General features: G+C 65.5%; 15 protein-coding genes. 3 read left to right on the top strand and 12 right to left on the bottom strand.

Annotation, left to right across the window (positions count from 1 at the left end; all coding sequences use genetic code 11):
- Nucleotides 1–25: 25 nt before the first annotated feature.
- From nagE to NKF27_RS21180, 5 genes are read right to left on the bottom strand one after another with little or no spacing between them, the layout of a single operon-like run.
- On the bottom strand, nt 26–1,774 hold the full coding sequence (gene nagE / locus NKF27_RS14205; protein WP_253552533.1) for an N-acetylglucosamine-specific PTS transporter subunit IIBC: 1,749 nt from the start codon (nt 1,772–1,774) through the stop codon (nt 26–28).
- Nucleotides 1,771–4,344 (bottom strand): phosphoenolpyruvate--protein phosphotransferase, encoded by a 2,574-nt coding sequence (gene ptsP, locus NKF27_RS14210; protein ID WP_253552535.1) that lies wholly within the window; start codon nt 4,342–4,344, stop codon nt 1,771–1,773. Before ptsP ends, nagE begins: the two co-directional genes overlap by 4 nt.
- A gap of 28 nt (nt 4,345–4,372) precedes the next feature.
- Nucleotides 4,373–5,392, bottom strand: coding sequence for an SIS domain-containing protein (locus NKF27_RS14215; RefSeq protein WP_253552537.1), 1,020 nt, complete (start codon nt 5,390–5,392; stop codon nt 4,373–4,375).
- Nucleotides 5,376–6,512 carry an N-acetylglucosamine-6-phosphate deacetylase gene (gene nagA / locus NKF27_RS14220; protein WP_108449053.1) on the bottom strand — a complete coding sequence of 379 codons (1,137 nt, stop codon included), beginning with the start codon at nt 6,510–6,512 and terminating at the stop codon, nt 5,376–5,378. The genes NKF27_RS14215 and nagA overlap by 17 nt, the downstream gene beginning before the upstream one ends.
- A 9-nt stretch (nt 6,513–6,521) precedes the next feature.
- Nucleotides 6,522–7,256 (bottom strand): GntR family transcriptional regulator, encoded by a 735-nt coding sequence (locus tag NKF27_RS21180; RefSeq protein ID WP_108133240.1) that lies wholly within the window; start codon nt 7,254–7,256, stop codon nt 6,522–6,524.
- 317 nt (nt 7,257–7,573) lie between these two features.
- Between NKF27_RS21180 and NKF27_RS14235 the strand changes: the two genes are divergently transcribed.
- The 3 genes from NKF27_RS14235 to NKF27_RS14245 all read left to right on the top strand — a co-directional run bounded on the left by NKF27_RS14235 (nt 7,574) and on the right by NKF27_RS14245 (nt 11,873).
- Nucleotides 7,574–9,514: an exoribonuclease II gene (locus NKF27_RS14235; RefSeq protein ID WP_253552545.1), complete on the top strand. Its 1,941-nt coding sequence runs from the start codon at nt 7,574–7,576 to the stop codon at nt 9,512–9,514.
- A 189-nt stretch (nt 9,515–9,703) separates the two neighbouring features.
- Nucleotides 9,704–10,819 carry a glycosyltransferase gene (locus NKF27_RS14240; protein WP_253552547.1) on the top strand — a complete coding sequence of 372 codons (1,116 nt, stop codon included), beginning with the start codon at nt 9,704–9,706 and terminating at the stop codon, nt 10,817–10,819.
- A complete protein-coding gene (locus tag NKF27_RS14245; RefSeq protein WP_253552549.1) occupies nt 10,812–11,873 on the top strand; it encodes a lysylphosphatidylglycerol synthase transmembrane domain-containing protein in 1,062 nt (353 codons plus the stop codon). Before NKF27_RS14240 ends, NKF27_RS14245 begins: the two co-directional genes overlap by 8 nt.
- 121 nt (nt 11,874–11,994) lie before the next feature.
- Here the strand turns inward: NKF27_RS14245 and sucD are convergent, their stop codons facing one another.
- The 7 genes from sucD to sdhA form a co-directional block, all read right to left on the bottom strand.
- Nucleotides 11,995–12,867, bottom strand: a complete 873-nt coding sequence (sucD, locus tag NKF27_RS14250) for a succinate--CoA ligase subunit alpha (RefSeq protein WP_045992944.1) — start codon at nt 12,865–12,867, stop codon at nt 11,995–11,997.
- Nucleotides 12,867–14,033 (bottom strand): ADP-forming succinate--CoA ligase subunit beta, encoded by a 1,167-nt coding sequence (gene sucC, locus NKF27_RS14255; RefSeq protein WP_045992945.1) that lies wholly within the window; start codon nt 14,031–14,033, stop codon nt 12,867–12,869. Before sucC ends, sucD begins: the two co-directional genes overlap by 1 nt.
- A 185-nt stretch (nt 14,034–14,218) precedes the next feature.
- On the bottom strand, nt 14,219–15,655 hold the full coding sequence (gene lpdA / locus NKF27_RS14260; protein ID WP_213228887.1) for a dihydrolipoyl dehydrogenase: 1,437 nt from the start codon (nt 15,653–15,655) through the stop codon (nt 14,219–14,221).
- Nucleotides 15,656–15,721: 66 nt separating this feature from the next.
- Nucleotides 15,722–17,308 carry a 2-oxoglutarate dehydrogenase complex dihydrolipoyllysine-residue succinyltransferase gene (gene odhB / locus NKF27_RS14265; RefSeq protein ID WP_253552551.1) on the bottom strand — a complete coding sequence of 529 codons (1,587 nt, stop codon included), beginning with the start codon at nt 17,306–17,308 and terminating at the stop codon, nt 15,722–15,724.
- Nucleotides 17,309–17,347: 39 nt separating this feature from the next.
- Nucleotides 17,348–20,185 (bottom strand): 2-oxoglutarate dehydrogenase E1 component, encoded by a 2,838-nt coding sequence (locus NKF27_RS14270; RefSeq protein ID WP_045992948.1) that lies wholly within the window; start codon nt 20,183–20,185, stop codon nt 17,348–17,350.
- A 300-nt stretch (nt 20,186–20,485) separates the two neighbouring features.
- Complete coding sequence (locus tag NKF27_RS14275; protein WP_045992949.1) at nt 20,486–21,196, bottom strand: succinate dehydrogenase iron-sulfur subunit; 711 nt, start codon at nt 21,194–21,196, stop codon at nt 20,486–20,488.
- Nucleotides 21,197–21,208: 12 nt separating this feature from the next.
- On the bottom strand, nt 21,209–22,981 hold the full coding sequence (sdhA, locus tag NKF27_RS14280; protein ID WP_253552552.1) for a succinate dehydrogenase flavoprotein subunit: 1,773 nt from the start codon (nt 22,979–22,981) through the stop codon (nt 21,209–21,211).

Genomic DNA, 22,981 nt, shown 5'->3' on the forward strand with positions numbered 1-22,981 from the left:
GAGATGACCGCAGGTGGCGGGCGCATCACACTCGCCACCTACCACCCAGCGGGCTACCACTCAGCGGGCTGCCAGCCCAGCCTGGTGCAGACCACCGGCCAGGGCCTCGGCGTCCTTGCCCACCACCAGGTGCCAGACGCCATCGGCTACTCGCATCACGCCGTGACAACCCAGCTGCCGCCAGCGCCTGCTCGTCCAGCGCACCGTCGCTGCCGACCTCCAGGCGCAGACGGGTCGCTGCCCGGGCTTCCAGCGCGCGAACGTTGTCCGAGCCACCCAGCGCTCGGGTCCAGGCGTCTATCTGCTCGTCATTGAGACTCTTGGCGCTCACCACCTTGGGGACGCCGGTGGCGATAGGTGCGGGGTCGGCGCCCACCGGCGGGGTCTGGCCCTCGGCGGCCATGGCAGCGCGGATCTCATCGGACACGCTGTCGGCGATGGGGCCCAGGATGACCTGGATGCCACCTCCGCCGAGGCGCATGATGCCACGCGAGCCCAGCGCCTTGAGTGCCGGCTCGTCGATCTGCTCCGGCTCCTTGAGCACCAGCCGCAGGCGTGTGGTGCAGGCACCGACGGCCTCGAGGTTGGCGGCACCGCCGAGCGCCGTGACGAAGGCCGGCCCCCGCTCGCCCAGGTCCTCGGCTTGTACCTTGGCGCCCTCGTCCATCGGCTCACGCCCTGGCGTCGGCAGATCGAAGCGCACGATCGCCCAACGGAACAGCACGTAGTAGACGCTACCGATCGCCAGTCCCACCGGCAGCATCAGCCAGCCGTTGGTGGACAGACCGTAGGACAGGGCGTAGTCGAAGGCGCCGGCCGAGAAGGTGAAGCCAAGCTTGACGTCGAGCCACTGCATGATCGCCATGCTCAGCCCGGTCATCAGCGCGTGGAAGGCGTACAACAGCGGCGCCAGGAACATGAAGGTGAACTCGATCGGTTCGGTCACCCCGGTCAGGAAGGCGGTCAGCGCCAGTGACATCAAGAGCCCGCCGACCTGGGCGCGACGGCCCTTGTCTGCGGTGTGGTACATGGCCAGTGCCGCCGCCGGCAGACCGAACATCATCACCGGGAAGAAGCCGGCCATGAAACCACCCGCCGCCGGGTCACCGGCGAAGAAGCGATTGAGGTCACCTGTGGCGTCACCGAAGCTGCCGAACACGAACCACACAAAGCTGTTGAGCACGTGGTGCAGGCCGGTGACGATCAGCAGTCGATTGAGCGCACCGTAGACGAACTTGCCAAAGGCGCCGGCGTCGATCAGCCAGTGTCCCAGGGTGTCGATAGCGTGCTGAATCGGCGGCCAGCCCCAGCCGAAGGCGATCCCCAGCACCACCCCGGCAAGGCCGGTGGCGATGGGCACGAAGCGCCGTCCGCCGAAGAAGGCCAGATAGTCAGGCAGTTTTATCGCCTTGAAGCGGTTGTACAGAAGCCCGGCCACGGTACCCATGATGATGCCGGCCAGCCCCCCCATGTCGATCTCGGGGTTGAGGCTTTGCAGCACCGCGTCCAGCACCAGATAGCCGATCACCCCGGCGAGCCCCGCCGCGCCGTTGCTGTCGTCGGCAAAGCCAACGGCGAGGCCGATGGCGAAGATCAACGCCAGGTTGGCGAAGATCGCCTGACCGGCGCTGGCGACGAAGGCGATGTCCAGCAGGTCCGGCTGGCCCAGGCGCAGCAGCAGGCCGGCCACCGGCAGTACCGCGATCGGCAGCATCAAGGAGCGCCCGAGCAGCTGAAGTGCCGCCATCAGGCGTGAACCAAAGGAGGTGGTCATGTCAGGATCCTCTCGGGAGTGGGTTCGACGTCGAGGGCGGCGTCCACCAGCGGTGCCAGTGCCTTGCGCACCGAGGCTGCATCGGGCATCGCCAGCAGGGTGTCGATTTCACGCGCGATCACGGCGGCATCAAGTCTGCGCAGGCGGGCCTTGACCGAAGCGATACGCGACGGCTCCACCGACAATTCCGACACGCCCATGGCCACCAGCAGCGGGCCGGCCAGGTCGTCACCCGCCGCTGCGCCACACACCCCCACCGGGCAGCGGTTGGCGGTGCCCGACAGGGTGGCCTGGATCAGCCGCAGCACCCCGGGATGCAGCACGTCGGCCTGGGCCGCCAGCTGAGGATCCTCACGGTCCATGGCCAGGCCATATTGGGTCAGGTCATTGGTGCCGATCGACAGGAAGTCCGCGACCTTGGCCATGGCGGCGGAGCACAGCGCTGCGCTGGGCACCTCGATCATGGCACCGAGCAGCGGCAGTTCGGTCAGCCGCATCTCGGCGGCCAGCGCCTCCATGCGTTCGCGTACCCACTCGAGTTCGCTGGCGTCGCTGACCATCGGCACCATGATGCGCAGATGACGCAAGGGCTTGACCCCGAGCAAGGCCCTCAACTGGGTGTCCAGCAGAGCCGGTTGGGTCTGCCACAGGCGCATGCCGCGCACGCCCAGCGCCGGATTGGGGACGGCGGGCAAGGTGAGATACGGCAACTGCTTGTCGGCGCCGATATCCAGGGTTCGGATGATCACCGGCCTGGACCCCAGCGCATCGACGCTGGCCTGGTACTCCTGGCGCTGGGCGTCCTCGTCCGGCGCTGCGTCACGCCCCAGAAAAAGAAACTCGGAGCGCATCAGGCCGACGCCATCGGCGCCACAGTCGCTGGCCTGGCGGGCTTCCTCGGCGCTGCCGATATTGGCCGCCACCTCGACCATGCGGTTGTCCCGGGTGACCACCTCCAGGTGAGCCTCGGCGCGTTCTTCCTCGGCGCGCGCCTGACGGGCGGCGATGTCCGCCACAATCTGGTCGCGGCGCGCCTGGTCGGGCTCGAGTTCCAGCCGGCCGTTGTCGGCATCCAGCACCACCGCCCGATCCAGACACGACTCGGTTGCTTCCATCAGGCCACTGCCCATGGCGACCAGGCACGGTACTCCCCTGGCCCTGGCCATGATGGCCACGTGGGAGGTGGTGCCTCCGGCGGCCAGGCATACCCCTGCAGGCGCCAGGGCGCAGAGATCGACGAAGGTGGACGGTGTCAGATCCTCTGCGACGACGATGGCGCCGGGGGTGATATCACCGAACCCGCTGCCCTCGCCTTCGCTGAATTCCAGCATCACCTGGCGTTGCAGATCACGCAGGTCGGCGATCCGCCCGACCAGGATGGGGTTACCAGTGGCCCGCAGCCGATCGGCCTCGGCATCCAGCGCCTCGCGCCAGGCCTGGCCAGGGCTTAGTCCCTCTTCCAGGCGGCTGATCGACGAGGCCACCAGGTCAGGGTCTTCAAGCCACGCCTGGTGCGCCTCGAACACCTCCGCCTCGGCGGTCTGACCGCTGCGTTCGGCGCGCTCTCGGGCGGCCTCCAGCTGGCGCCCGACGCGTTCGAGCGCCTCTTTCAGACGCGGACTTTCCAGCTTGCGCCCCAGCCCTTCCAGCGGCACCTCGGGTAACTTGACCGACAGTGTCGCCAGCGGACCGGTCGCGATCCCGGCGCTGGCCACAAGACCTGCGAGCTGTCCGGCGGGCAGATCGACGCTGGGCGCTGCCGATGATGTGGCGGCCTCCGCCTGTCCTGGGCCATGCCCTTCCGGCGTGGTCAACAGCGCCATCGCTGCCGCCAGGGCCGCGTCGGCCTGACGCCCCTTTACTCTGATGACCACCTCGTCACCGCACTCGAGCCCCAGGTTCATCAGGGCGCTGACACTATCCGAACTGGCCGTGCGAGCGTCGCGCAGCAGGCTCAGGCTCACCTGGTGATCACGCGCGATGGCACGCAGGCGTGCCGCCGGCCGGGGGTGCAACCCTGACTCGATCGCCAGTACCAGAGAGCGCTCCAGCGCCTGGTCATCGCCGCCTTCTTCATCGGTGACATCATCGGCAAGCCTTTCGGGGCCCAGCACCACCAGCGGATCACCGCGCTGGACGATATCGCCGGCACGCAGGTCCAGCGACACCCACTCACGACCTCCGGCATCCAGCACCACCAGTGGTGTCACCAGCGATACCGCCTCGCATACCAGTTGATCCACATCGAAGTAGCACAGCGGCTCGCCCGCCTCGATGCGCTGGCCCAGGCTGACGCAGGGCTCGATGCCCTTGCCTTCGAGGGCGACGGTGTCGAGGCCAAGATGAACCAGTACCTCGACGCCCTCGTCGCTCTTGATGGTGAAGGCGTGATGGGTACGGGCACACTGAATCACCTCGCCGGCGCAGGGCGCGTGCAGGCAACCGCCCAGGGGATCCAGGGCGATGCCCTGGCCGAGGGTACCCTCGGCAAAAACCGGGTCCGGCACGTCGGCCAGGGGGACTACCACCCCCTTGACCGGCGCCACCAGAGTGACATTGCTGGAAGTCATGATCGGCTCCGTATGATTGTCGTAGTGATTAGAGCGTGCAGGTCACCTTGCGCAGGTGCCTCGGTTGATCTGGATCGATACCGCGAGCCTCGGCCAGGCGGGCCACCATCGGATAGAAGCTCTGGATCACCGACAGCGGCTCCAGCGCCTCGTGACCCGCCGAGGTCAATGTCAGATGGCGCTTGGCCACACGGTCGTCGGCGGCCAGCAGCACCTTGGCACCCACGCTCTCGAGCCACTCGGCCAGCTCCAGCAAGCCCTGCTGTTCGGCGCCGGAGGGGGCGAACACCAGTACCGGATAGCCTGGCTCGATCAGCGCCATGGGGCCGTGCTTGACCTCGGCGCCACTGAAGGGCTCTGCCTGAATGGCGCAGGTTTCCTTGAACTTGAGCGCCGCCTCCTGGGCGATGCCAAGACCGGTACCGCGGCCGATGACCATCAGCCGATCGGCGTCCTTGAGCGCCTCTACCGCCGGGCTCCAGTCCTGGGCGGCGGCGTCGGTGAGGCGGTCGGGCAGCTCATTGAGCGCCCCCAGCAGCATGGCGCTCTCGTTCCAGTGGGCCATCAGCTGGGCACCGGCGGACAGGGTCGCCAGGAAGCTCTTGGTGGCCGCCACACTCTTCTCTTCACCGGCAAACAGCGGCACTTCCAGATCGCTCGCCCGGCCCAGTGGTGACTCCGGCGTATTGACCAGCGCGATGGTGGTGGCGCCACCCTGCTTCAGCGCCTCCTGGCTCGCCACCAGGTCGGGACTCTGGCCCGACTGGGAGATGGCGATGGACAGCTGGCCGGCCAATCGCCAGGGCGTACGCGACAGGGTCGACAGTGACGGCGGCAGCGAGGCCACCGGAATGCCGCGAGTCTGCATGCACAGGTAGGCGAGATAGCTGGCGGCGTGATCAGAGCTGCCCCTGGCCACGGTGACGGCGCCTGTCGGCGGCTCGGCACGCAGGCGATCACCCAGTTCCCGCAGCACTGTCTGGTTACGCGTCAACTGACCGCGCAGGCGTTCCGGCGCGTTCAGCGCCTCTTCAAGCATGAGTGACATGGGATTCTCCAGAGACAAGACGACCGTCCAGATGGACAGAGGTAAGGGTGAGTTCGGGGTCGAGGGTCACGATATCGGCGCGGGCCCCGGCCTCCAGGCGGCCGATGTCACGGCGCCCGAGGAAGTCCGCGGGAAAGCGCGACAGCCGATCCGAGGCCTCGGCCAGGCTGAGCCCGACACTGACGAAGTTGCGCAGCGCCTGATCCATGGTCAGGGTGCTGCCGGCCAGGGTGCCGTCGGCCAGACGCACGCCGCCCAGGCACTTGGTCACCTTCTGCTCGCCCAGGCGGTAGTCGCCGTCGGGCATGCCAGCCGCCGCGGTGGAATCGGTCACCGCATAGAGCCGCGGAATGCAGCGCAGCGCGGTGCGAATGGCGCCGGGATGTACATGCAGCAGATCGGGAATGATCTCGGCGTACTCGGCGTGGGCCAGCGCCGCCCCGACCATGCCCGGCTTGCGGTGGTGCAGCGCGGTCATGGCGTTGAACAGGTGGGTAAAGCCGCAGGCGCCGTGGGACAGCGCCTCGACACCTTCTTCGTAGCTGCCCAGGGTATGGCCCAGCTGGACGCGCACGCCCTTGTCGGTGAGGTGACGGATCACCTCGCCATGGCCGCTGATTTCCGGTGCCAGGGTGATCAGCAGGATGGGCGCCAACGCCATCAGTTCATCCATTTCGGCGACGCTGGCGACCTGGGCGTGGGCCGGCTGGGCGCCGAGCTTGCCAGGATTGATGAAGGGCCCTTCGAGGTGTACGCCGAGCACCCGGGAAGCCGCGGGGTCCGGGGCTTCCATATAGCCTGAGATCTCGCCCAGCACCGCTCGCACCTCTTCCGGGCGCGCGGTCATGGTGGTCGCCAGCAGGCTGGTGGTGCCAAAGCGCAGGTGAGTGCGGGCGAGCGTCGAGACGGCCTCGCGCCCCTCCATGGCGTCGGCTCCGCCACCACCATGCACGTGCAGGTCGACGAAGCCGGGGATCAGCCGAGGGGCATCATTGGTAGAGGGGTCCACGGGGGAGCCCTCGATGGCGGCGATCCGGCCCTGTTCCAGCCGAATCTCACCCAGGCGCCAGCCCTCGGGGGTCAGCACGTTGCCGGCAAGGCGGGTGGGAGCGGTACTCATGGCGGTCTCCTAGCGGGCGAGTTCGACGGTGAAGTCGTAGTAGTCGGTACGGCAGTAGGTGATGGTCAGCTCCGCCGGGGTGTCGTCGGCCAGGTAGCCCAGCCGCGTCACCTTGAGCAGAGCCTGGCCTTCGGCCACCTGGGCAAGCCCGGCGAGTTCGGCGTCGGCATTGACCGCGGTGACCTGCTGACGGGCACGCACGATGGGGCGACCAGCCTGCTCGAGCCATTGATACAGCGAGACGTCGACCGCCATGGGGTCCGGCAACACCGTGACCGGCAGGCAGCTCTCCTCCACCGCCATCACCACGTCATCGGCCAGACGCAGGCGCTTGAGTCGCGACACCTGGGCATTGCTCGACAATCCCAGGCGTAGATTCTCCTCGGAGCTCGGCTGGCAGCGCTCGCGTCGCAGCCACTCGGAGCGCGGCGAAAACCCCCGCTGGATCAGCATGTCGCTGAAACTCGCCAGTCGGGTCAGCGGCTGATCCATGCTGGGGCGAATAAAGGTGCCGGAGCCGCGGTCGCGTCGGATCAGGCCGCTTTCCTCCAGCTGGTCGAGGGCCTTGCGCGCCGTGATGCGTGACACCGCCAACGCCTCGGCCAGGTTGCGTTCCGACGGCAGCGCCTCTCCGGCGCGCCAGCTGCCACTGCGGATGGCCGCCTCCAGGCCGTTGGCCAGCTGGCGGTACAGTGGCGTGGCAAGCGAGGCGTCGAGGTGCAGGTGCTCGAATCGTGAATCCATGGCGGCGTGGTCCCTGGGAGCTTGGTGATAACCACTATAGCTCCACCTAGAGACCAATTGAATACCAATCTAATACCACATTGGTCGAACCCTGACTGTGCATTTCACGGCGACCCACACGCCCCCTCAACTCCTCTACCGAGGTATTCCCACGGGAGCGAAAGGAGGCGTAGCAAGGATGCCGCACAGGAAGCGGTGAAATTTTGCCGAATGCCGTTTCCAACCCCTTGATTTGTGGCCTCGGGCTCCACGGGGTTTGGCCAGGGCTGCAACAATCCGTATAGTGGCCCCCTTATTCCCGCCACTCGATCGTGACCATGCTGCAGAACAACGCCTTGCTGGCTCAGCTCAAGCAACAGATCCGCGATAACACCCCCCGCGTCACGGGTGTCATCAAAGCCACCGAAAAGGGCTTCGGCTTCCTCGAGTGCGAGGACGGTGCGTCCTATTTCGTGCCGCCCCCCGCCATGAAGAAGGTGCTGCACGGCGACCGCGTCGAGGCAGTGCTGCACGAGGAAGGCGAGCGCAAGTCGGTGGAACCCGACACCCTGATCGAGAGCAACATGCAGCGCTTCGTTGCCCGGGTGCAGAAGCGCGATGGACGACTGGCGGTGGTGCCTGATCACCCGTCGATCAAGACCGCCATGAAGGCACGCATCAAGCGCAGCCTTGAGGAAGACGCCATCGGTGACGGCGACTGGGTCGTGGCGCGTCTGGTGCGCCACCCGCTCAAGCCCGACGATCGCGCCTTCTTTACCCAGATCGACGAGCTGGTGGCCAAGACCGATGATCCCGCAGTGCCCTGGCGCGTCACCCTGGCCCGCCACGCCCTCGAGCAGGAATGCCCCGACGCCGGCAACGACTGGCCGCTGCGCGACGAAGGCCTGGAGCGAGAGGACCTGACCGCCGAGCCCTTCTTCACCATCGACGGCGAGAAGACCCGGGACATGGACGACGCCTTGCGCGTCGAGGTCCGTGAGGACGGCGGCTGGCGCCTGTCGGTGGCCATCGCCGACCCTACCGCCTACGTCGAGGAAGGCCACGCCGCCGACCTGGAGGCCCGCACCCGCGCCTTCACCGTCTACCTGCCGGGCCAGAACGTCACCATGCTGCCCGAGCAGCTGGCCGACGATCTGTGCTCGCTGCACGAGGGCCAGGAGCGCCCGGTGCTGGCCTGTCGCCTGGACGTCAACGCCGATGGCAGCCTCGGTGACTATCAGTTCTTCGCTGCCACCGCGCGTTCACAGGCTCGCCTGGTCTACGACAACGTCTCTGACTGGCTCGAGGGCCAGGGCGAATGGGCACCCGACGACATCATCGGTGAACAGCTCAAGGCCCTCCGCGATCTGACCGAGGCACGCACCGCCTGGCGTCAGGAGCACGCCCTGGTGTTCAAGGACCGTCCCGACTATGTCTTCGACCTGGACGAGGCCGGCAACGTGCTGGCGATCCGCACCGAAGAGCGGCGCATCGCCAACCGCATGATCGAAGAGTCGATGATCGCCGCCAACGCCTGCTGTGCGGCGCTGCTGGCCGACAAGGTCGGTCACGGCATCTTCAACGTCCATCGTGCCTTCGAGGACGACAAGGCCGAGGCCGCCCAGAGCTTCCTGGCGACCCAGGACATCGCCGTCGAGCGTGAGGCGCTGACCGACCTGTCGCGCTACAAGGAGCTCAAGCGTGCGCTGGAAAGCCGCGACGATGCCTGGCTCGACGCCCGCCTGCGCAAGTTCCAGGGCTTTACCGCCATGTCCGCCCAGCCGGGCCCGCACTTTGGCCTGGGACTGGCCGCCTACGCCACCTGGACCTCGCCGATCCGCAAGTACGGCGACATGGTCAACCACCGCCTGATCAAGCGCGTGCTCAAGGGCGAGCAGGCGCCGAAGGAGGCCAGCGTCGAGCTGACCGAGCAGCTCACCGAGCGTCGTCGCCTCAACCGCCTGGCCGAGCGCGACGTCAAGGACTGGCTCTACGTGCGCTACCTGACCCCGGCGGCCAAGCAGCAGGACGTGTTCGATGCCGAGATCATCGCCATCAACCGCGGCGGCATGCGGGTACGCCTGACCGCCAACGGCGCCACCGCCTTCGTGCCGGCACCGCTGATGCACGCAGATCGCGACAAGGTGGTGGTCGACGACAAGGAAGGCCGCATCCAGATTGAGGGCGAGGAGCGCTTCAAGCTCGGCGACGCGGTACGCGTCACCCTGACCGAAGCCAAGGAAGAGACCCGCTCACTGGTGGCCCAGCCCGCCGCCTGAGCGATCCTTCCTGCTCGGTCGCGGCGGTAACACCGCTATCGACCTGGAAGTACAGAAAACGGCGACCTTCGGGTCGCCGTTTTTCGTTCTCCGCCCGGGCGATTCTTCCAGGCACCTTTCCCTGTCGCTGAACTGACTTATTTCCCTCGTAGGCTCATGGCAATGACGCGCTCGCCATGGAGGCCCCTTTTGCATCTCGCCGACGTCACCATGTTTCACGCCCCCGCCAGCGGCGGCGTACGCACCTACCTTCAAGCCAAACACCGGGTGTTTTCGCGCTTCCCGCAGCTGCGCACCAGTCTGCTGGTGCCGGGGGCCGAGCGAGACAGCCTCGGCGACCATCACCAGTTGCCTGCACTGCGCATCCCGCTGGGCCAGAGCTACCGCTTTCCGCTGCGCCGCCGGCCCTGGCGCGACGCCCTGGTGGAGCTATCGCCGGATCTGATCGAAGCCGGCGACCCCTACGTCACCGCCTGGGCGGCACTGGACGCCGGCCAGCGTCTCGGCGTGCCGGTGGTGGGCTTCTACCACTCGGACCTTCCTCGGTTGATGGGGGATCGCTTCGGGCCGATGGTGCAGCGACGGCTGGAGCGCTACGTGGTCGACCTTTACCGCCGCTTCGACAGCGTGCTGGCGCCCTGCCAGGCGATGGCCGACCGTCTGACGTCCTGGGGCGTCAAACGGGTGCGGGTGCAGCCCCTTGGCGTCGATCTGTCGACCTTTCACCCGGACAGGCGCGATCCCGAGCTCAGGCGCAAGCTGGGCCTGGACAATGACAGCCGTCTATTGGTGTTCGTCGGGCGCTACTCACGAGAAAAGAACATCGAGGTGCTGCTGGACACCGCCAGGCGCCTTGGGCCTCCCTACCACCTGCTATTGATGGGCCCCGGCATGCCCACCGAGGTGCCCGCCAACGTCAGCGTCATCAATCGCTGCGTCGGCGTTCACGAAGTCGCCCGTGCGCTCGCCTCCAGTGATGCCCTGCTGCACGCGGGCACCCGCGAGACCTTCGGGCTGATCGCCCAGGAAGCCATGGCCAGCGGCATCCCGGTGATCGGCGCCAGGGCCGGTGCGCTGATCGAGAACGTGCCATTGGGCGGCGGCGTGCTATGTCAGCCACACTCGGCAGCCGCCATGGCCGAGGCTACCGAGGCGCTGTTCGCCAATGATCCACGCTCGGCCGGGCGCCACGCTCGGCGCTTCGTCGAGCGCCAGTTCAACTGGGACAAGGTGATGGTTTCGTTGCTCAACCACTACGAAGCCGTCATCGATCCGGTCTGCCCGCGCGATCGGCGCCATGGCTAGGTTTGGGCCAACACCATCGCTGGACAGGAGCCTGCGCGCCCCTGCCGGGATGCGATCGCGCCTGTGGTGGAAGGCCGCCCTGCTGATCCTGACCCTGGCCATCACCCTGCTGCTGCCGTGGTGGCTGGGAGGCGCCGGCACCTTCACTGCGGTCATCGCCTTCCCGCTGCCCCTGCTGGCGCTGATGGTGGTGCTGGCGGTGATCTGCTGGAACCTCAACGCGGCGCGCCTGCGACTGATGCTCGACGGACGAGCCGGCCGCCTCGGTCAGGGTGGCGCCCTGGCGATCGAGATGTCGTCGAAGTTCGCGCTGTGTGCCACCCCCGCTGGGGGCGGTGGCGTCGCCACCCTGCTGTGGCTGCTGGCACGACGCGGCTATCCGCCGGCCCAGGCCTCGGCCATCTTTCTGGTCGATCAACTCGCCGACATGCTGTTCTTCAGCCTGATGCTGGGCGTCCTGGTGTCGCTGTCGATGAGCGGCCTGGCCAGCTGGCCTCACCAGACCCTGGTCGAGGCCTCCCTGGCGGCGCTGCTGCTGGCGCTTGTGGTGTTTGCGGTGGTGATCGTGTGGCTACCCTGGCTGCTGCGCCATGTCCCTCCCCCTCCCTTTGTCGGCTCGGGGCCCAGGCGCTGGATGGTCCGACGCCTGCTGCGCTGTCGCCGGACCCTGGCGACCACGCTGGCGCTGCCCAAGGGCGTGCTGATGGCGATCTTCGCGCTGTGCTGCCTGCACTGGCTGGCGCGCTATAGCCTCCTGTACCTGGCGGTGGTGGGGGTCGGCGGCGGCGCCGACTGGGCCTGGACATTTCTGGTGCAGATGCTGGCCATGGCCGCCAGCCAGTTGAGCGTACTGCCGGGCGGCGCCGGCGCCGCGGAGGTCAGCGTAGGCGCCCTGCTGCTGCCGCTGATGGCCCGAGAGCAGGCCGCAGCGGCGGTGATCGTCTGGCGCCTGGTCAGCTACCACCTCTATCTGGTGGCGGGCGCGCCGGTGTTCGTGGCACAGGTGGTCGGCTGGTGGCGCACGCGGGCCAATCAATCGTCGCCTCGTCCCTAACGCCTTCCTCGTACTTGCCCCTTCGACCCGCCCCTTCGTCGCATCTGGTGGAGTTCCAGCCACAAAAAAGGCCACCCGAAGGTGGCCTTTATTCTGACGCTTATTCTGACGGTAGGACCGCTTACCAGCCGGTTGCTTCCTTCAGGGCGTCACCGATCTCGGCCAGGGAGCGCACGGTCTTGACGCCCGCGGCTTCCAGGGCGGCGAACTTCTCGTCCGCGGTGCCCTTGCCACCGGCGATGATGGCGCCGGCGTGGCCCATGCGCTTGCCGGGAGGAGCGGTGACACCAGCGATGTAGGACACCACCGGCTTGGAGACGTGCTCCTTGATGTAGGCAGCAGCCTCTTCCTCGGCGGTACCGCCGATTTCACCGATCATCACGATGGCCTCGGTGGCCGGGTCCTTCTCGAACATCTCGAGGATGTCGATGAAGTTGGAGCCCGGGATCGGGTCACCGCCGATGCCCACACAGGTGGACTGGCCGAAGCCGTGGTCGGTGGTCTGCTTGACCGCTTCGTAGGTCAGGGTGCCGGAACGCGACACGATACCGACCTTGCCCGGCTTGTGGATGTGACCCGGCATGATGCCGATCTTGGTCTCGCCCGGGGTGATGACACCGGGGCAGTTCGGACCGATCAGACGCACGCCCAGCTCATCGCACTTGACCTTGACGTCCAGCATGTCGAGGGTCGGGATGCCTTCGGTGATGCACACGATCAGCTTGATGCCGGCGTTGGCGGCTTCCAGGATGGAATCCTTGCAGAACGGGGCAGGCACGTAGATCACGCTGGCCTCGGCGCCGGTCTGCTCGACGGCCTCCTTGACGGTGTTGAACACCGGCAGGCCCAGGTGCTCCTGGCCGCCCTTGCCCGGGGTCACGCCGCCGACCATCTGGGTGCCGTACTCGATGGCCTGTTCGGAGTGGAAGGTCCCCTGTCCGCCAGTGAAGCCCTGGCAGATGACCTTGGTGTTCTTGTCGATCAGGATGCTCATTACTTGCCCTCCGCTGCCTTGACGACCTGCTGAGCCGCATCGGTGAGGCTCTTGGCAGCGATGATGTTCAGACCGCTGGAAGCCAGTTTCTCGGCACCCAGCTCGGCGTTGTTACCTTCCAGACGCACCACGACCGGCACATTGACGCCGACCTGCTCGACGGCACCGATGATGCCTTCAGCGATCATGTCGCAACGCACGATGCCGCCGAAGATGTTGACCAGCACGGCCTGCACGCTGTCGTCGGACAGGATGATCTTGAACGCCTCAGCCACGCGCTCCTTGGTGGCGCCGCCGCCGACGTCAAGGAAGTTGGCCGGCTGGCCACCGTGGAGCTTGATGATGTCCATGGTGCCCATGGCCAGGCCAGCGCCGTTGACCATGCAGCCGATGTTGCCTTCCAGGGCGACGTAGTTCAGGTCCCACTGGGCAGCGTTGGCTTCACGCTCGTCTTCCTGGGACGGGTCACGCATTTCCTGCAGGTCCGGGTGACGATACAGGGCGTTGCCGTCCAGGTTGATCTTGGCGTCGAGGCAGTGGAGGTTGCCTTCGTCGGTGATCACCAGCGGGTTGATCTCCAAAAGCGCCAGATCCTTGTCGTGGAACATCTTGGACAGACCCAGGAAGATCTTGGTGAACTGTTTCACCTGCGCGCCTTCCAGGCCGAGGGCGAAGGCCAGCTCACGCGCCTGGTAGGGCTGAGCGCCGACCAGCGGGTCGATCTCGGCCTTCAGGATCTTCTCGGGCGTCTCTTCGGCGACCTTCTCGATCTCGACACCACCTTCGGTGGAGGCCATGAAGACCACACGCTGGGTGCCACGGTCGACCACCGCGCCAAGGTACAGCTCATTGGCGATGTCGGTGCAGTTCTCGACCAGGATCTTGGCGACCGGCTGACCGTTCTCGTCGGTCTGGAAGGTCACCAGGTTCTTGCCCAGCCACTGCTCGGCGAAGGCCTTGGCCTCGTCCGGGCTCTTGATCAGCTTGACACCACCGGCCTTGCCGCGGCCACCGGCGTGGACCTGGGCCTTGACGACCCACATGTCGCCGCCGATCTTCTTGCAAGCCTCGTAGGCTTCTTCGGGGGTGTCGCAGGCGAAGCCCTTGGAAACGGGCAGACCATAGTCGGCAAACAGCTGCTTGCCTTGATACTCGTGAAGGTTCATCGATTCATGCCATTGGTTGCATGTGACTCGAACGGCGACCCACCCTGCCCCGAGGGACGAAAGTCATCGGGTCGCCACCGACCGCCACCGATACATGGTCGGCGGCGATGCGCTCGCGGAAAACACCGGCAAGCCTGCCAAAACTGCACAGGCTTGCCTAGGATTACCGGGCGCTTGTTGTCTTGCTAGCGCTTCTTGCGGTTGGCCACGTGGATGGCGTGACCTTCCACCGCCAGCGCCGCCTCGTGCACCGCCTCGGACAGGCTCGGGTGCGCGTAGCAGGTCAGCGCCAGATCTTCGGCGCTGGAGCCGAATTCCATGGCGATGACGCCCTGGGCGATCAGCTCACCGGCGTGCTGGCCGACGATATGCATCCCCAGGATGCGATCGGTCTCGGCGTCGGCGATGATCTTGGCCTGGCCTTCGGTGGCGTTGTTGGCCATGGCACGGCCACTGGCGGCGAACGGGAAGCTACCGGTCTTGACCTTGATACCAGCGGACTTGGCGTCCTGCTCGTTCATGCCGACCCAGGCCACCTCGGGGTGGGTGTAGATCACGCTGGGAATGGCGTCATAGTTCATCTGCGCCTTGTGGCCAGCGATGATGTCGGCCACCATCACGCCTTCTTCGGAGGCCTTGTGGGCCAGCATCGGGCCACGCACGCAGTCGCCGATGGCGTAGACGCCCGGCACGCTGGTGCGGCACTGGTCATCGACGTGGATGAAGCCGCGCTGATCCAGTTCGACGCCCAGGCCGTCGGCTACCACGCCCTTGGTGTAGGGACGACGGCCGACACAGACGATCAGCTTGTCGAAGGTCAGTTCCTTCTCGCCCTCGTTGTCCTCGTACTTGACGACGACTTCCTCACCCTTGACCTCGGAACCGGTCACGCGGGCGTTGAGCTTGATGTCCAGACCCTGCTTCTTGAGCAGCTTCTGGGTCTCCTTGGCGATGGCCGAGTCGACCATCGGCAGGAAGCTGTCCAGCGCCTCGAGCACGGTCACTTCGCTGCCCAGGCGGCTCCACACGCTGCCAAGCTCAAGGCCGATGACGCCGGCGCCGATGACGCCCAGACGCTTGGGCGTCTCCTGGAACTCGAGGGCGCCGGTGGAATCGACGATCAGACCCTCGGTCAGCGGGGTCGGTGGGATCTCCACCGGCACCGAGCCAGCGGCGATGACGATGTTGTCCGCCTCGACCGTGCTGGACTCGCCGTCCTTGTCGGTGACCTCGACCTTGTTCTTGGCCACGACCTTGCCGGTGCCTTCGATGGCGGTGACGCCATTGGCCTTGAACAGCCCGGAGATGCCGCCGGTCAGCTGCTTAACGATCTTGTCCTTGCGCGCCATCATCTTGGACACGTCCATGCTGACGTCGCCGGCCTGGATGCCCATGTCGTCGAAGTCGTGCTGGGCCTCGACGAACTTGTGGGAGGCCTCGAGCAGTGCCTTGGACGGGATACAGCCCACGTTCAGGCAGGTACCGCCGTGCACCACCTTGCCTTCCTTGCCGATCCACTTCTCGACGCAGGCGGTCTTCAGACCCAGCTGAGCAGCACGGATGGCGGCCACGTAGCCACCCGGGCCCGCGCCAATGACGATCACATCATACTTGTCGGCCATGTTGGCTCCTGTTCGTTCTGTGTGCAGAGGCTCTGCAGTAAATCCCTGTCGCTGCCACGGTCAGGCTCAGATTTCCAGCAGCAGACGCGCCGGATCCTCGAGCAGCTCCTTGATGGTGACCAGGAACTGTACCGCATCCTTGCCATCGATCATGCGGTGGTCGTAGGACAGCGCCAGATACATCATCGGGCGAATCTCGACCTTGCCGTTGACCGCCATCGGACGCTCCTGGATCTTGTGCATGCCGAGGATCGCGGTCTGCGGCGGATTCAGGATCGGGGTCGACATCAGCGAGCCGAAGATGCCGCCGTTGGTGATGGTGAAGGTACCGCCCTGCATGTCCTCGATGCCCAGCTTGCCTTCGCGTCCGCGCTTGCCGAAGTCGACGATGCCCTTCTCGACATCGGCGATCTTCATGCTGTCGGTATCGCGCAGCACAGGCACCACCAGACCACGGTCGGTGGATACGGCCACGCCGATGTCCTGATAACCGTGATAGACGATGTCGTCACCGTCGATGGAGGCGTTGACGTCAGGGAAGCGCTTGAGCGCCTCGGAAGCCGCCTTGACGAAGAAGCCCATGAAACCGAGCTTGACGTCGTGGGCCTTCAGGAAGGTGTCCTTGTACTGGGAGCGCAGCTCCATCACCGCACCCATGTCCACCTCATTGTAGGTGGTCAGCATGGCAGCGGTCTGCTGAGCCTGGACCAGACGCTTGGCGATGGTCTTGCGCAGACGGGTCATCGGCACGCGCTTCTCGGGGCGCTCGCCTTCCACGGCCGGGGCTGCGGTGGCGCCGGAGCTGGCCTTCTTGGCCGGCGCGGACTTCTTGGCGCCGCCGTCCTTGACCGCCTTGAGCACGTCTTCCTTGAGGACGCGACCGTCCTTGCCGGTGCCCTTGATGGCACTGACGTCGAGGTCGTGCTCGGCGATCAGCTTGCGTGCGGCAGGTGCCACGATCTTGTCACCGACCTGCTCGTCGCTGTCGCCATCGTCGGCGCTGGCCTTGGGCGCTTCCTGGTCGGCGGTATCGGCACTGGCGCCGCCTGCACCCACCTCGAACACCGCCAGCACGGCCTCGGACTCCACGGTGTCGCCTTCCTCGATCTTGATCTCGGCCAGGGCGCCATCTTCCGGTGCGACCACCTCGAGCACGACCTTGTCGGTCTCGATCTCGGCCAGCACTTCGTCACGCTTGACCGCTTCGCCGACCTTCTTGGTCCAGCTGGCGACGGTCCCTTCCTGCACCGACTCGGGGAAGCTCGGCGCCTTGACGTCGCGCTTCTCGCCGCCGCCCTTGGGCGCTTCGGCCGGCTTCTTCTCGGTCTTGTCGTCGGACGCTTCGGAGGCGTCTTCCTTGGCGTCGTCCTCGTCTTTCTCGGACGACTCCTCGGACGCTTCCTTGGACTCGCCGCCGCCTTCACCGATGCGGCCCAGGACCTGCTCGGACTCCACGGTGTCGCCTTCTTCCACCAGCACCTCTGACAGGGTGCCGGCTTCCACCGCCACCACCTCGAGCACGACCTTGTCGGTCTCGATCTCGACGATCAGTTCGTCACGCTCGACGCTGTCACCCGGCTTCTTGTGCCAGGTACCTACGGTGCCTTCGGCAACGGATTCCGGAAAGGATGGTGCCTTGATCTCGGTAGCCATGTCGTATCCTTAGTGTTCTCTCTCTTCCCGATGGTCGCCTTAGAGATTGAAGGCGTCTTCCACCAGTTGGCGCTGCTGTTCGGTGTGAACGGACATGTAGCCCGCCGCGGGAGCCGCCGATGCCGGACGTCCGGCAAACTTCAGCTGACCGCCCAGGCCGTCCTTGAGCGAATCGGCGACGATGCGCAGATTGTGCTGCATGGAATACCAGGCGCCCTGGTTCAGGGGCTCTTCCTGACACCAGACGATGTCGGTGACGCCACTGTAGTCCTTGAGCGTCTCGATCAGCTCTTCCTTGGGGAACGGATAGAGCTGCTCGACGCGCACGATCGCTACATCGTCACGCAGGTTCTCCTCGCGCCAGTTGGCCAGATCGTAGTAGACCTTGCCCGAGCACATGATGATCCGCTCGACCTTGGACGCATCACGCTGTCCCTGGTCGGGCAGCACCATGTTGAAGCTGCCGTTGGCGAGGTCCTCGAGGCTCGAGGTGGCTTCCTTGTGGCGCAGCAGGCTCTTCGGCGACATCACCACCAGCGGCTTGCGCAGAGGGCGAATCACCTGGCGGCGCAGCAGGTGATAGATCTGCGCCGGGGTGGTCGGCACGCACACCTGCATGTTGTGCTCGGCGCACAGCTGCAGGAAGCGCTCGAGACGCGCCGAGGAGTGCTCGGGGCCCTGCCCTTCGAAACCGTGGGGGAGCAGCATGGTCAGGCCACACAGACGGCCCCACTTGGTCTCGCCGGAGGAGATGAACTGGTCCACCACCACCTGGGCACCGTTGAAGAAGTCACCGAACTGCGCTTCCCAGATCACCAACGCGTTGGGCATGGTGGTCGAGTAGCCGTACTCGAACGCCAGCACCGCCTCCTCGGAGAGGAAGGAGTCATGGATGGTGAAGCGTGGCTGACCGTCCGCCATGTGCTGAAGCGGCACGTAGGTGGAACCGTCGGCCTGGTTGTGGATCACCGCATGGCGGTGCGAGAAGGTACCGCGTCCGACATCCTGACCGGTCAGGCGAATCGGGTGCCCCTGCTCGAGCAAGGTGGCGTAGGCCAGGGTTTCGGCGAAGCCCCAGTTCATGGCCAGCCCACCGCCCTGCATCTTGCGGCGATCATCGTAGATCTTGGCGACCTGACGCTGCACCTTCACCCCGTCAGGGATCTCGCACATCTTGGCGGCGAGCTGCTTGAGCCGCTTCATGTCGAAAGTGGTATCGGCATGCCCGGTCCACTCGTGACCGAGGTACGGCTTCCAGTCGACGAACAGTGAGGTGTTGGGTTCCTGCACCAGGGCATTGGCCACGTGATTGCCGGCGACCAGATCATCGCGATACTTCTCGACCACCGCCTTGGCTTCGTCTTCGCTCAGCACGCCCTGCTTGACCAGGCGCTCGGCGTAGATCGCACGAGAGGACGGATGGTCCTTGATCTTGCGGTACATCATCGGCTGGGTGCCGGAGGGCTCGTCGGCCTCGTTGTGGCCGCGGCGGCGGTAGCACACCAGGTCGATGACCACGTCCTTCTTGAACTGCTGACGATAGTCCAGGGCCACCTGGGTCACGTGGAGCACCGCGTCGGGATCGTCGCCGTTCACGTGCAGGATCGGCGCCTGCACCATCTTGGCGATGTCGGTGCAGTACTCGGTGGAACGCGCGTCCTCGGGATGCGACGTGGTGAAGCCGACCTGGTTGTTGATGACGATGTGCACCGTGCCACCGGTCTTGTAGGCACGGGTCTGGGACATCTGGAACGTCTCCATGACCACGCCCTGACCAGCGAAGGCGGCATCGCCATGGACGTTGATCGGCAGCACCTTGCCGCCATCGACATCGTCGCGGCGATCCTGGCGTGCGCGTACCGAGCCTTCCACCACCGGCGCCACGATTTCGAGGTGCGAGGGGTTGAAGGACATCGCCAGGTGAACCTCACCGCCCGGCGTCATCACGTTGGAGCTGAAGCCCTGGTGATACTTGACGTCACCGGAACCGCGCTCGATCAGCTTCTTGCCGTCGAACTCGTCGATCAGCTCGCCGGGGTTCTTGCCGAGGATGTTGACCAGCACGTTGAGGCGACCGCGGTGGGCCATGCCGATGACCACTTCCTTGGTGCCGTAGCTGCCCGCGCGCTGGATCAGCTCGTCCATCATCGGAATGAAGGTCTCGCCACCCTCGAGGCCGAAGCGCTTGGTGCCCGGGTACTTGGAGGCCAGGTAGCTTTCCAGCCCCTCGGCCGCGGACAACCGCTCGAACAGCTGCTTGCGGCGATCATCGCCATGGTCCGGAGCCGAGCGCACCGACTCGAAACGCTGCTGCAGCCAGCGCTTCTCTTCGGTGTCGACGATATGCATGAACTCGCAACCGATCGAACGGCAATAGGTGCGATCCAGCGCATCGACGATTTCCTTGAGCGGCGCCTGGTCCTTGCCCAGGAAGAAGGAACCGGTCTGGAACTCGGTATCGAGGTCGGCCTTGGACAGCTGGTGGAACGCCAGATCCAGGTCAGGCACCGGCTTCGGATCACGCAGCCCCAGCGGGTCGATGTCGGCCTTCTGGTGGCCCCGGAAGCGATAGGCGTTGATCAGCTGCAGGACCTTGACCTGCTTGCGGCTCTCTTCGCTGTCGACGGTCGCGGCGCCGGCAACGGCGGTGCGACGTTCGCGGCCAAGCTGATAGAACTGATCACGGATCGGTGAGAGGGGGGTCTCGTCGGACGGGGCGCCTTCCTGGCGTGACAACTCGTCGAAGTAATCGCGCCATTCATCGGAGACGGCGCTAGGGTCGTCGAGGTACTGCTCATAGAGCGCTTCCACGTAGTGGACGTTGCTGCCCGTCACGTGAGAGGAGCGCCACATCAACTCCATTATGCCTTGTTGCATCTCTCGGTCACCCTGCACTGATGGGGTGGTAGTGGGCTCGATGCTCGTGATCTACCGCGGGCGTGGCGCAGGCCCCTCAGTGGAAGGCGTCCTGCCCATCGTCACCCTTGGCACTGACCATCATCGAGCGCCCTGGTGGTTCTGCCGCGGTCATCGGGGCCGCGGTCGATCTGCCTAGCGGTCTTGCATCATGCTCAAAAGCCGGTGCCCATGGCACCGGCTCCTGACGCTGTCATCCGGGGGCGCGACAGGATGCCGCGCCCCGGACCGAGCCCATGATAACAAGCCCGGCGCCACGATTTAAGTGGCATTCGCCAGCAACATCTCACGGATCTTGCCGATCGCCCGAGTCGGGTTAAGCCCCTTGGGGCAGACCGCCACACAGTTCATGATGCCGCGGCAACGGAATACGGAGAACGGATCCTCCAGCTCCGACAGACGCTCTTGGGTCGCCGTATCGCGGGAATCCGCGAGGAAGCGATAGGACTGCAGCAGGCCGGCGGGACCGACGAACTTCTCCGGATTCCACCAGAACGACGGGCACGAGGTCGAACAGCAGGCGCACAGGATGCACTCATACAGACCGTCGAGCTTGTCGCGCTCTTCCGGAGACTGCAGGCGCTCGATGGCCGGCGCCGGCGTGTCATTCTGCAGGTACGGCTGGATCTTTTCGTACTGCTTGTAGAACAGCGCCATGTCGACCACCAGATCACGAATGACCGGCAGACCGGGCAAGGGACGCAGCACCAGCTTGTTGTTCTTGACCACCTCGGACAGCGGGGTGATACAAGCCAGGCCGTTCTTGCCGTTCATGTTCATGCCGTCACTACCACAGACGCCTTCACGGCAGCTGCGACGGAAGGCCACGGAACTGTCGTCCTCCTTGATCATCTCAAGCAGGTTCAGCACCATCAGGTCGCGACCCTGGGTATCGACCTCGAACTCCTGCATATAAGGCGCGGAGTCGGTTTCCGGGTTGTAGCGGTACAGGGATACCTGAAGCTTGGACATGTTGACTCCCCCTTAATAGGTACGGATTTTCGGCTCGAACTTGTCGACGGTCTTCGGCGCGAAATTGACATCGCGCTGGCCGACCCGCTTGTCGCCGGGGAAGAACATGGAGTGCTTCAGCCAGTTGGCGTCGTCACGATCCGGATAGTCGTAGCGGGAGTGCGCACCGCGACTCTCCTTGCGCTCCAGTGCCGCGATGGCGGTGGCCTCGGCCACTTCCATCAGGTTGTCGAGCTCGAGCGCCTCGACCCGGGCAGTGTTGAACGCATGGGACTTGTCGGCCAGATGGGCGTTGGCGATCCGTCCACGCAGTTCGGCCAGCTTCTCGACGCCCTCGACCATGTTCTTCTCTTCGCGGAACACGCCGAAGGAGTTCTGCATGATGCTCTGCAGCTCGCGCTTGAGCTCAGGCACGCTCTCGCCGCCTTCGGACTCGTTCCAGCGAGTGATGCGCTTCATCGCGGTCTCGATGTCGGACTCGCGGGCATCCAGGTACTCGATGCCTTCATTGAGCGCGCTCTCGATGTACATGCCGGCGGCACGCCCGAACACCACCAGATCCAGCAGCGAGTTGCCGCCCAGGCGGTTGGCACCGTGCACGGAGACACAAGCTGCCTCGCCACAGGCGTAGAGACCATTGATGATCTGGTCGTTGCCGTCGGCATCCTGGGCGATCGCCTGACCATGCACGTTGGTGGCGATACCACCCATCATGTAGTGGCAGGTCGGCACCACCGGGATCGGCTCCTTGGCCGGATCCACGTGGGCGAAGGTCTTGGCCAGCTCGACGATGCCCGGCAGACGCTTGGACAGCACCTCCTCGCCCAGGTGGTCGAGCTTGAGGAAGACGTGATCGCCGTCTTCGCCGCAACCACGACCTTCGAGGATTTCCATGACCATGGAGCGCGCAACCACATCGCGGCCGGCGAGGTCCTTGGCGTTCGGCGCATAACGCTCCATGAAGCGCTCGCCGTCCTTGTTGACCAGGTAGCCGCCTTCACCGCGACAACCTTCTGTCACCAGCACACCGGCACCGTGGATACCGGTCGGGTGGAACTGCCACATTTCCATGTCCTGCATCGGCACACCGGCACGCAGCGCCATGCCGATACCGTCACCGGTGTTGATCAGGGCATTGGTGGTGGAGGCATAGATGCGACCGGAACCGCCGGTGGCCAGCACGGTAGCCTTGGACTTTACGTGCACCACTTCACCGGTCTCGATATCCATGGCGATACAGCCGACCACGTCACCGTTGGCGTTCTTCACCAGGTCGACGGCGTACCATTCATTGAGAAAGGTGGTGTTATTTTTCAGATTGTTCTGGTACAGCGTGTGCAGCAGAGCGTGTCCGGTACGGTCGGCCGCGGCGCAGGTACGGGCCGCCTGGCCGCCTTCGCCAAAGTTCTTGGACTGACCGCCGAACGGGCGCTGATAGATCCGCCCATTGTCGAAACGGGAAAACGGCAGGCCCATGTGCTCGAGTTCGAACACCGCCTTCGGCCCCTCGGAACACATGTATTCCGCAGCGTCCTGGTCGGTGATGTAGTCACCGCCCTTGACGGTGTCGTACATGTGCCAGCGCCAGTCGTCGTTGGGGTCGGAGGAAGCGATGGCACAGGTAATGCCGCCCTGGGCGGACACGGTGTGCGAACGCGTCGGGAAGACCTTGGACAGCACCGCGGTCTTCTTGCCGGACTTGGCCAGCTCCAGCGCCGCACGAAGGCCGGCACCACCGCCACCGATGATGATGGCGTCAAAGGTCAAACTACGCATGGTTGACAT

Origin of the sequence: Halomonas sp. DN3 (assembly GCF_024137905.1) — a bacterium.
GTDB lineage: Bacteria > Pseudomonadota > Gammaproteobacteria > Pseudomonadales > Halomonadaceae > Halomonas > Halomonas litopenaei.

Coding starts and splice junctions, on each gene's coding strand:
- nagE (WP_253552533.1), bottom strand. CDS start 1,774: ATGACCACCTCCTTTGGTTCACGCCTGATGGCGGCACTTCAGCTGCTC.
- ptsP (WP_253552535.1), bottom strand. CDS start 4,344: ATGACTTCCAGCAATGTCACTCTGGTGGCGCCGGTCAAGGGGGTGGTA.
- NKF27_RS14215 (WP_253552537.1), bottom strand. CDS start 5,392: ATGTCACTCATGCTTGAAGAGGCGCTGAACGCGCCGGAACGCCTGCGC.
- nagA (WP_108449053.1), bottom strand. CDS start 6,512: ATGAGTACCGCTCCCACCCGCCTTGCCGGCAACGTGCTGACCCCCGAG.
- NKF27_RS21180 (WP_108133240.1), bottom strand. CDS start 7,256: ATGGATTCACGATTCGAGCACCTGCACCTCGACGCCTCGCTTGCCACG.
- NKF27_RS14235 (WP_253552545.1), top strand. CDS start 7,574: ATGCTGCAGAACAACGCCTTGCTGGCTCAGCTCAAGCAACAGATCCGC.
- NKF27_RS14245 (WP_253552549.1), top strand. CDS start 10,812: ATGGCTAGGTTTGGGCCAACACCATCGCTGGACAGGAGCCTGCGCGCC.
- sucD (WP_045992944.1), bottom strand. CDS start 12,867: ATGAGCATCCTGATCGACAAGAACACCAAGGTCATCTGCCAGGGCTTC.
- sucC (WP_045992945.1), bottom strand. CDS start 14,033: ATGAACCTTCACGAGTATCAAGGCAAGCAGCTGTTTGCCGACTATGGT.
- lpdA (WP_213228887.1), bottom strand. CDS start 15,655: ATGGCCGACAAGTATGATGTGATCGTCATTGGCGCGGGCCCGGGTGGC.
- odhB (WP_253552551.1), bottom strand. CDS start 17,308: ATGGCTACCGAGATCAAGGCACCATCCTTTCCGGAATCCGTTGCCGAA.
- NKF27_RS14270 (WP_045992948.1), bottom strand. CDS start 20,185: ATGCAACAAGGCATAATGGAGTTGATGTGGCGCTCCTCTCACGTGACG.
- NKF27_RS14275 (WP_045992949.1), bottom strand. CDS start 21,196: ATGTCCAAGCTTCAGGTATCCCTGTACCGCTACAACCCGGAAACCGAC.
- sdhA (WP_253552552.1), bottom strand. CDS start 22,981: ATGTCAACCATGCGTAGTTTGACCTTTGACGCCATCATCATCGGTGGC.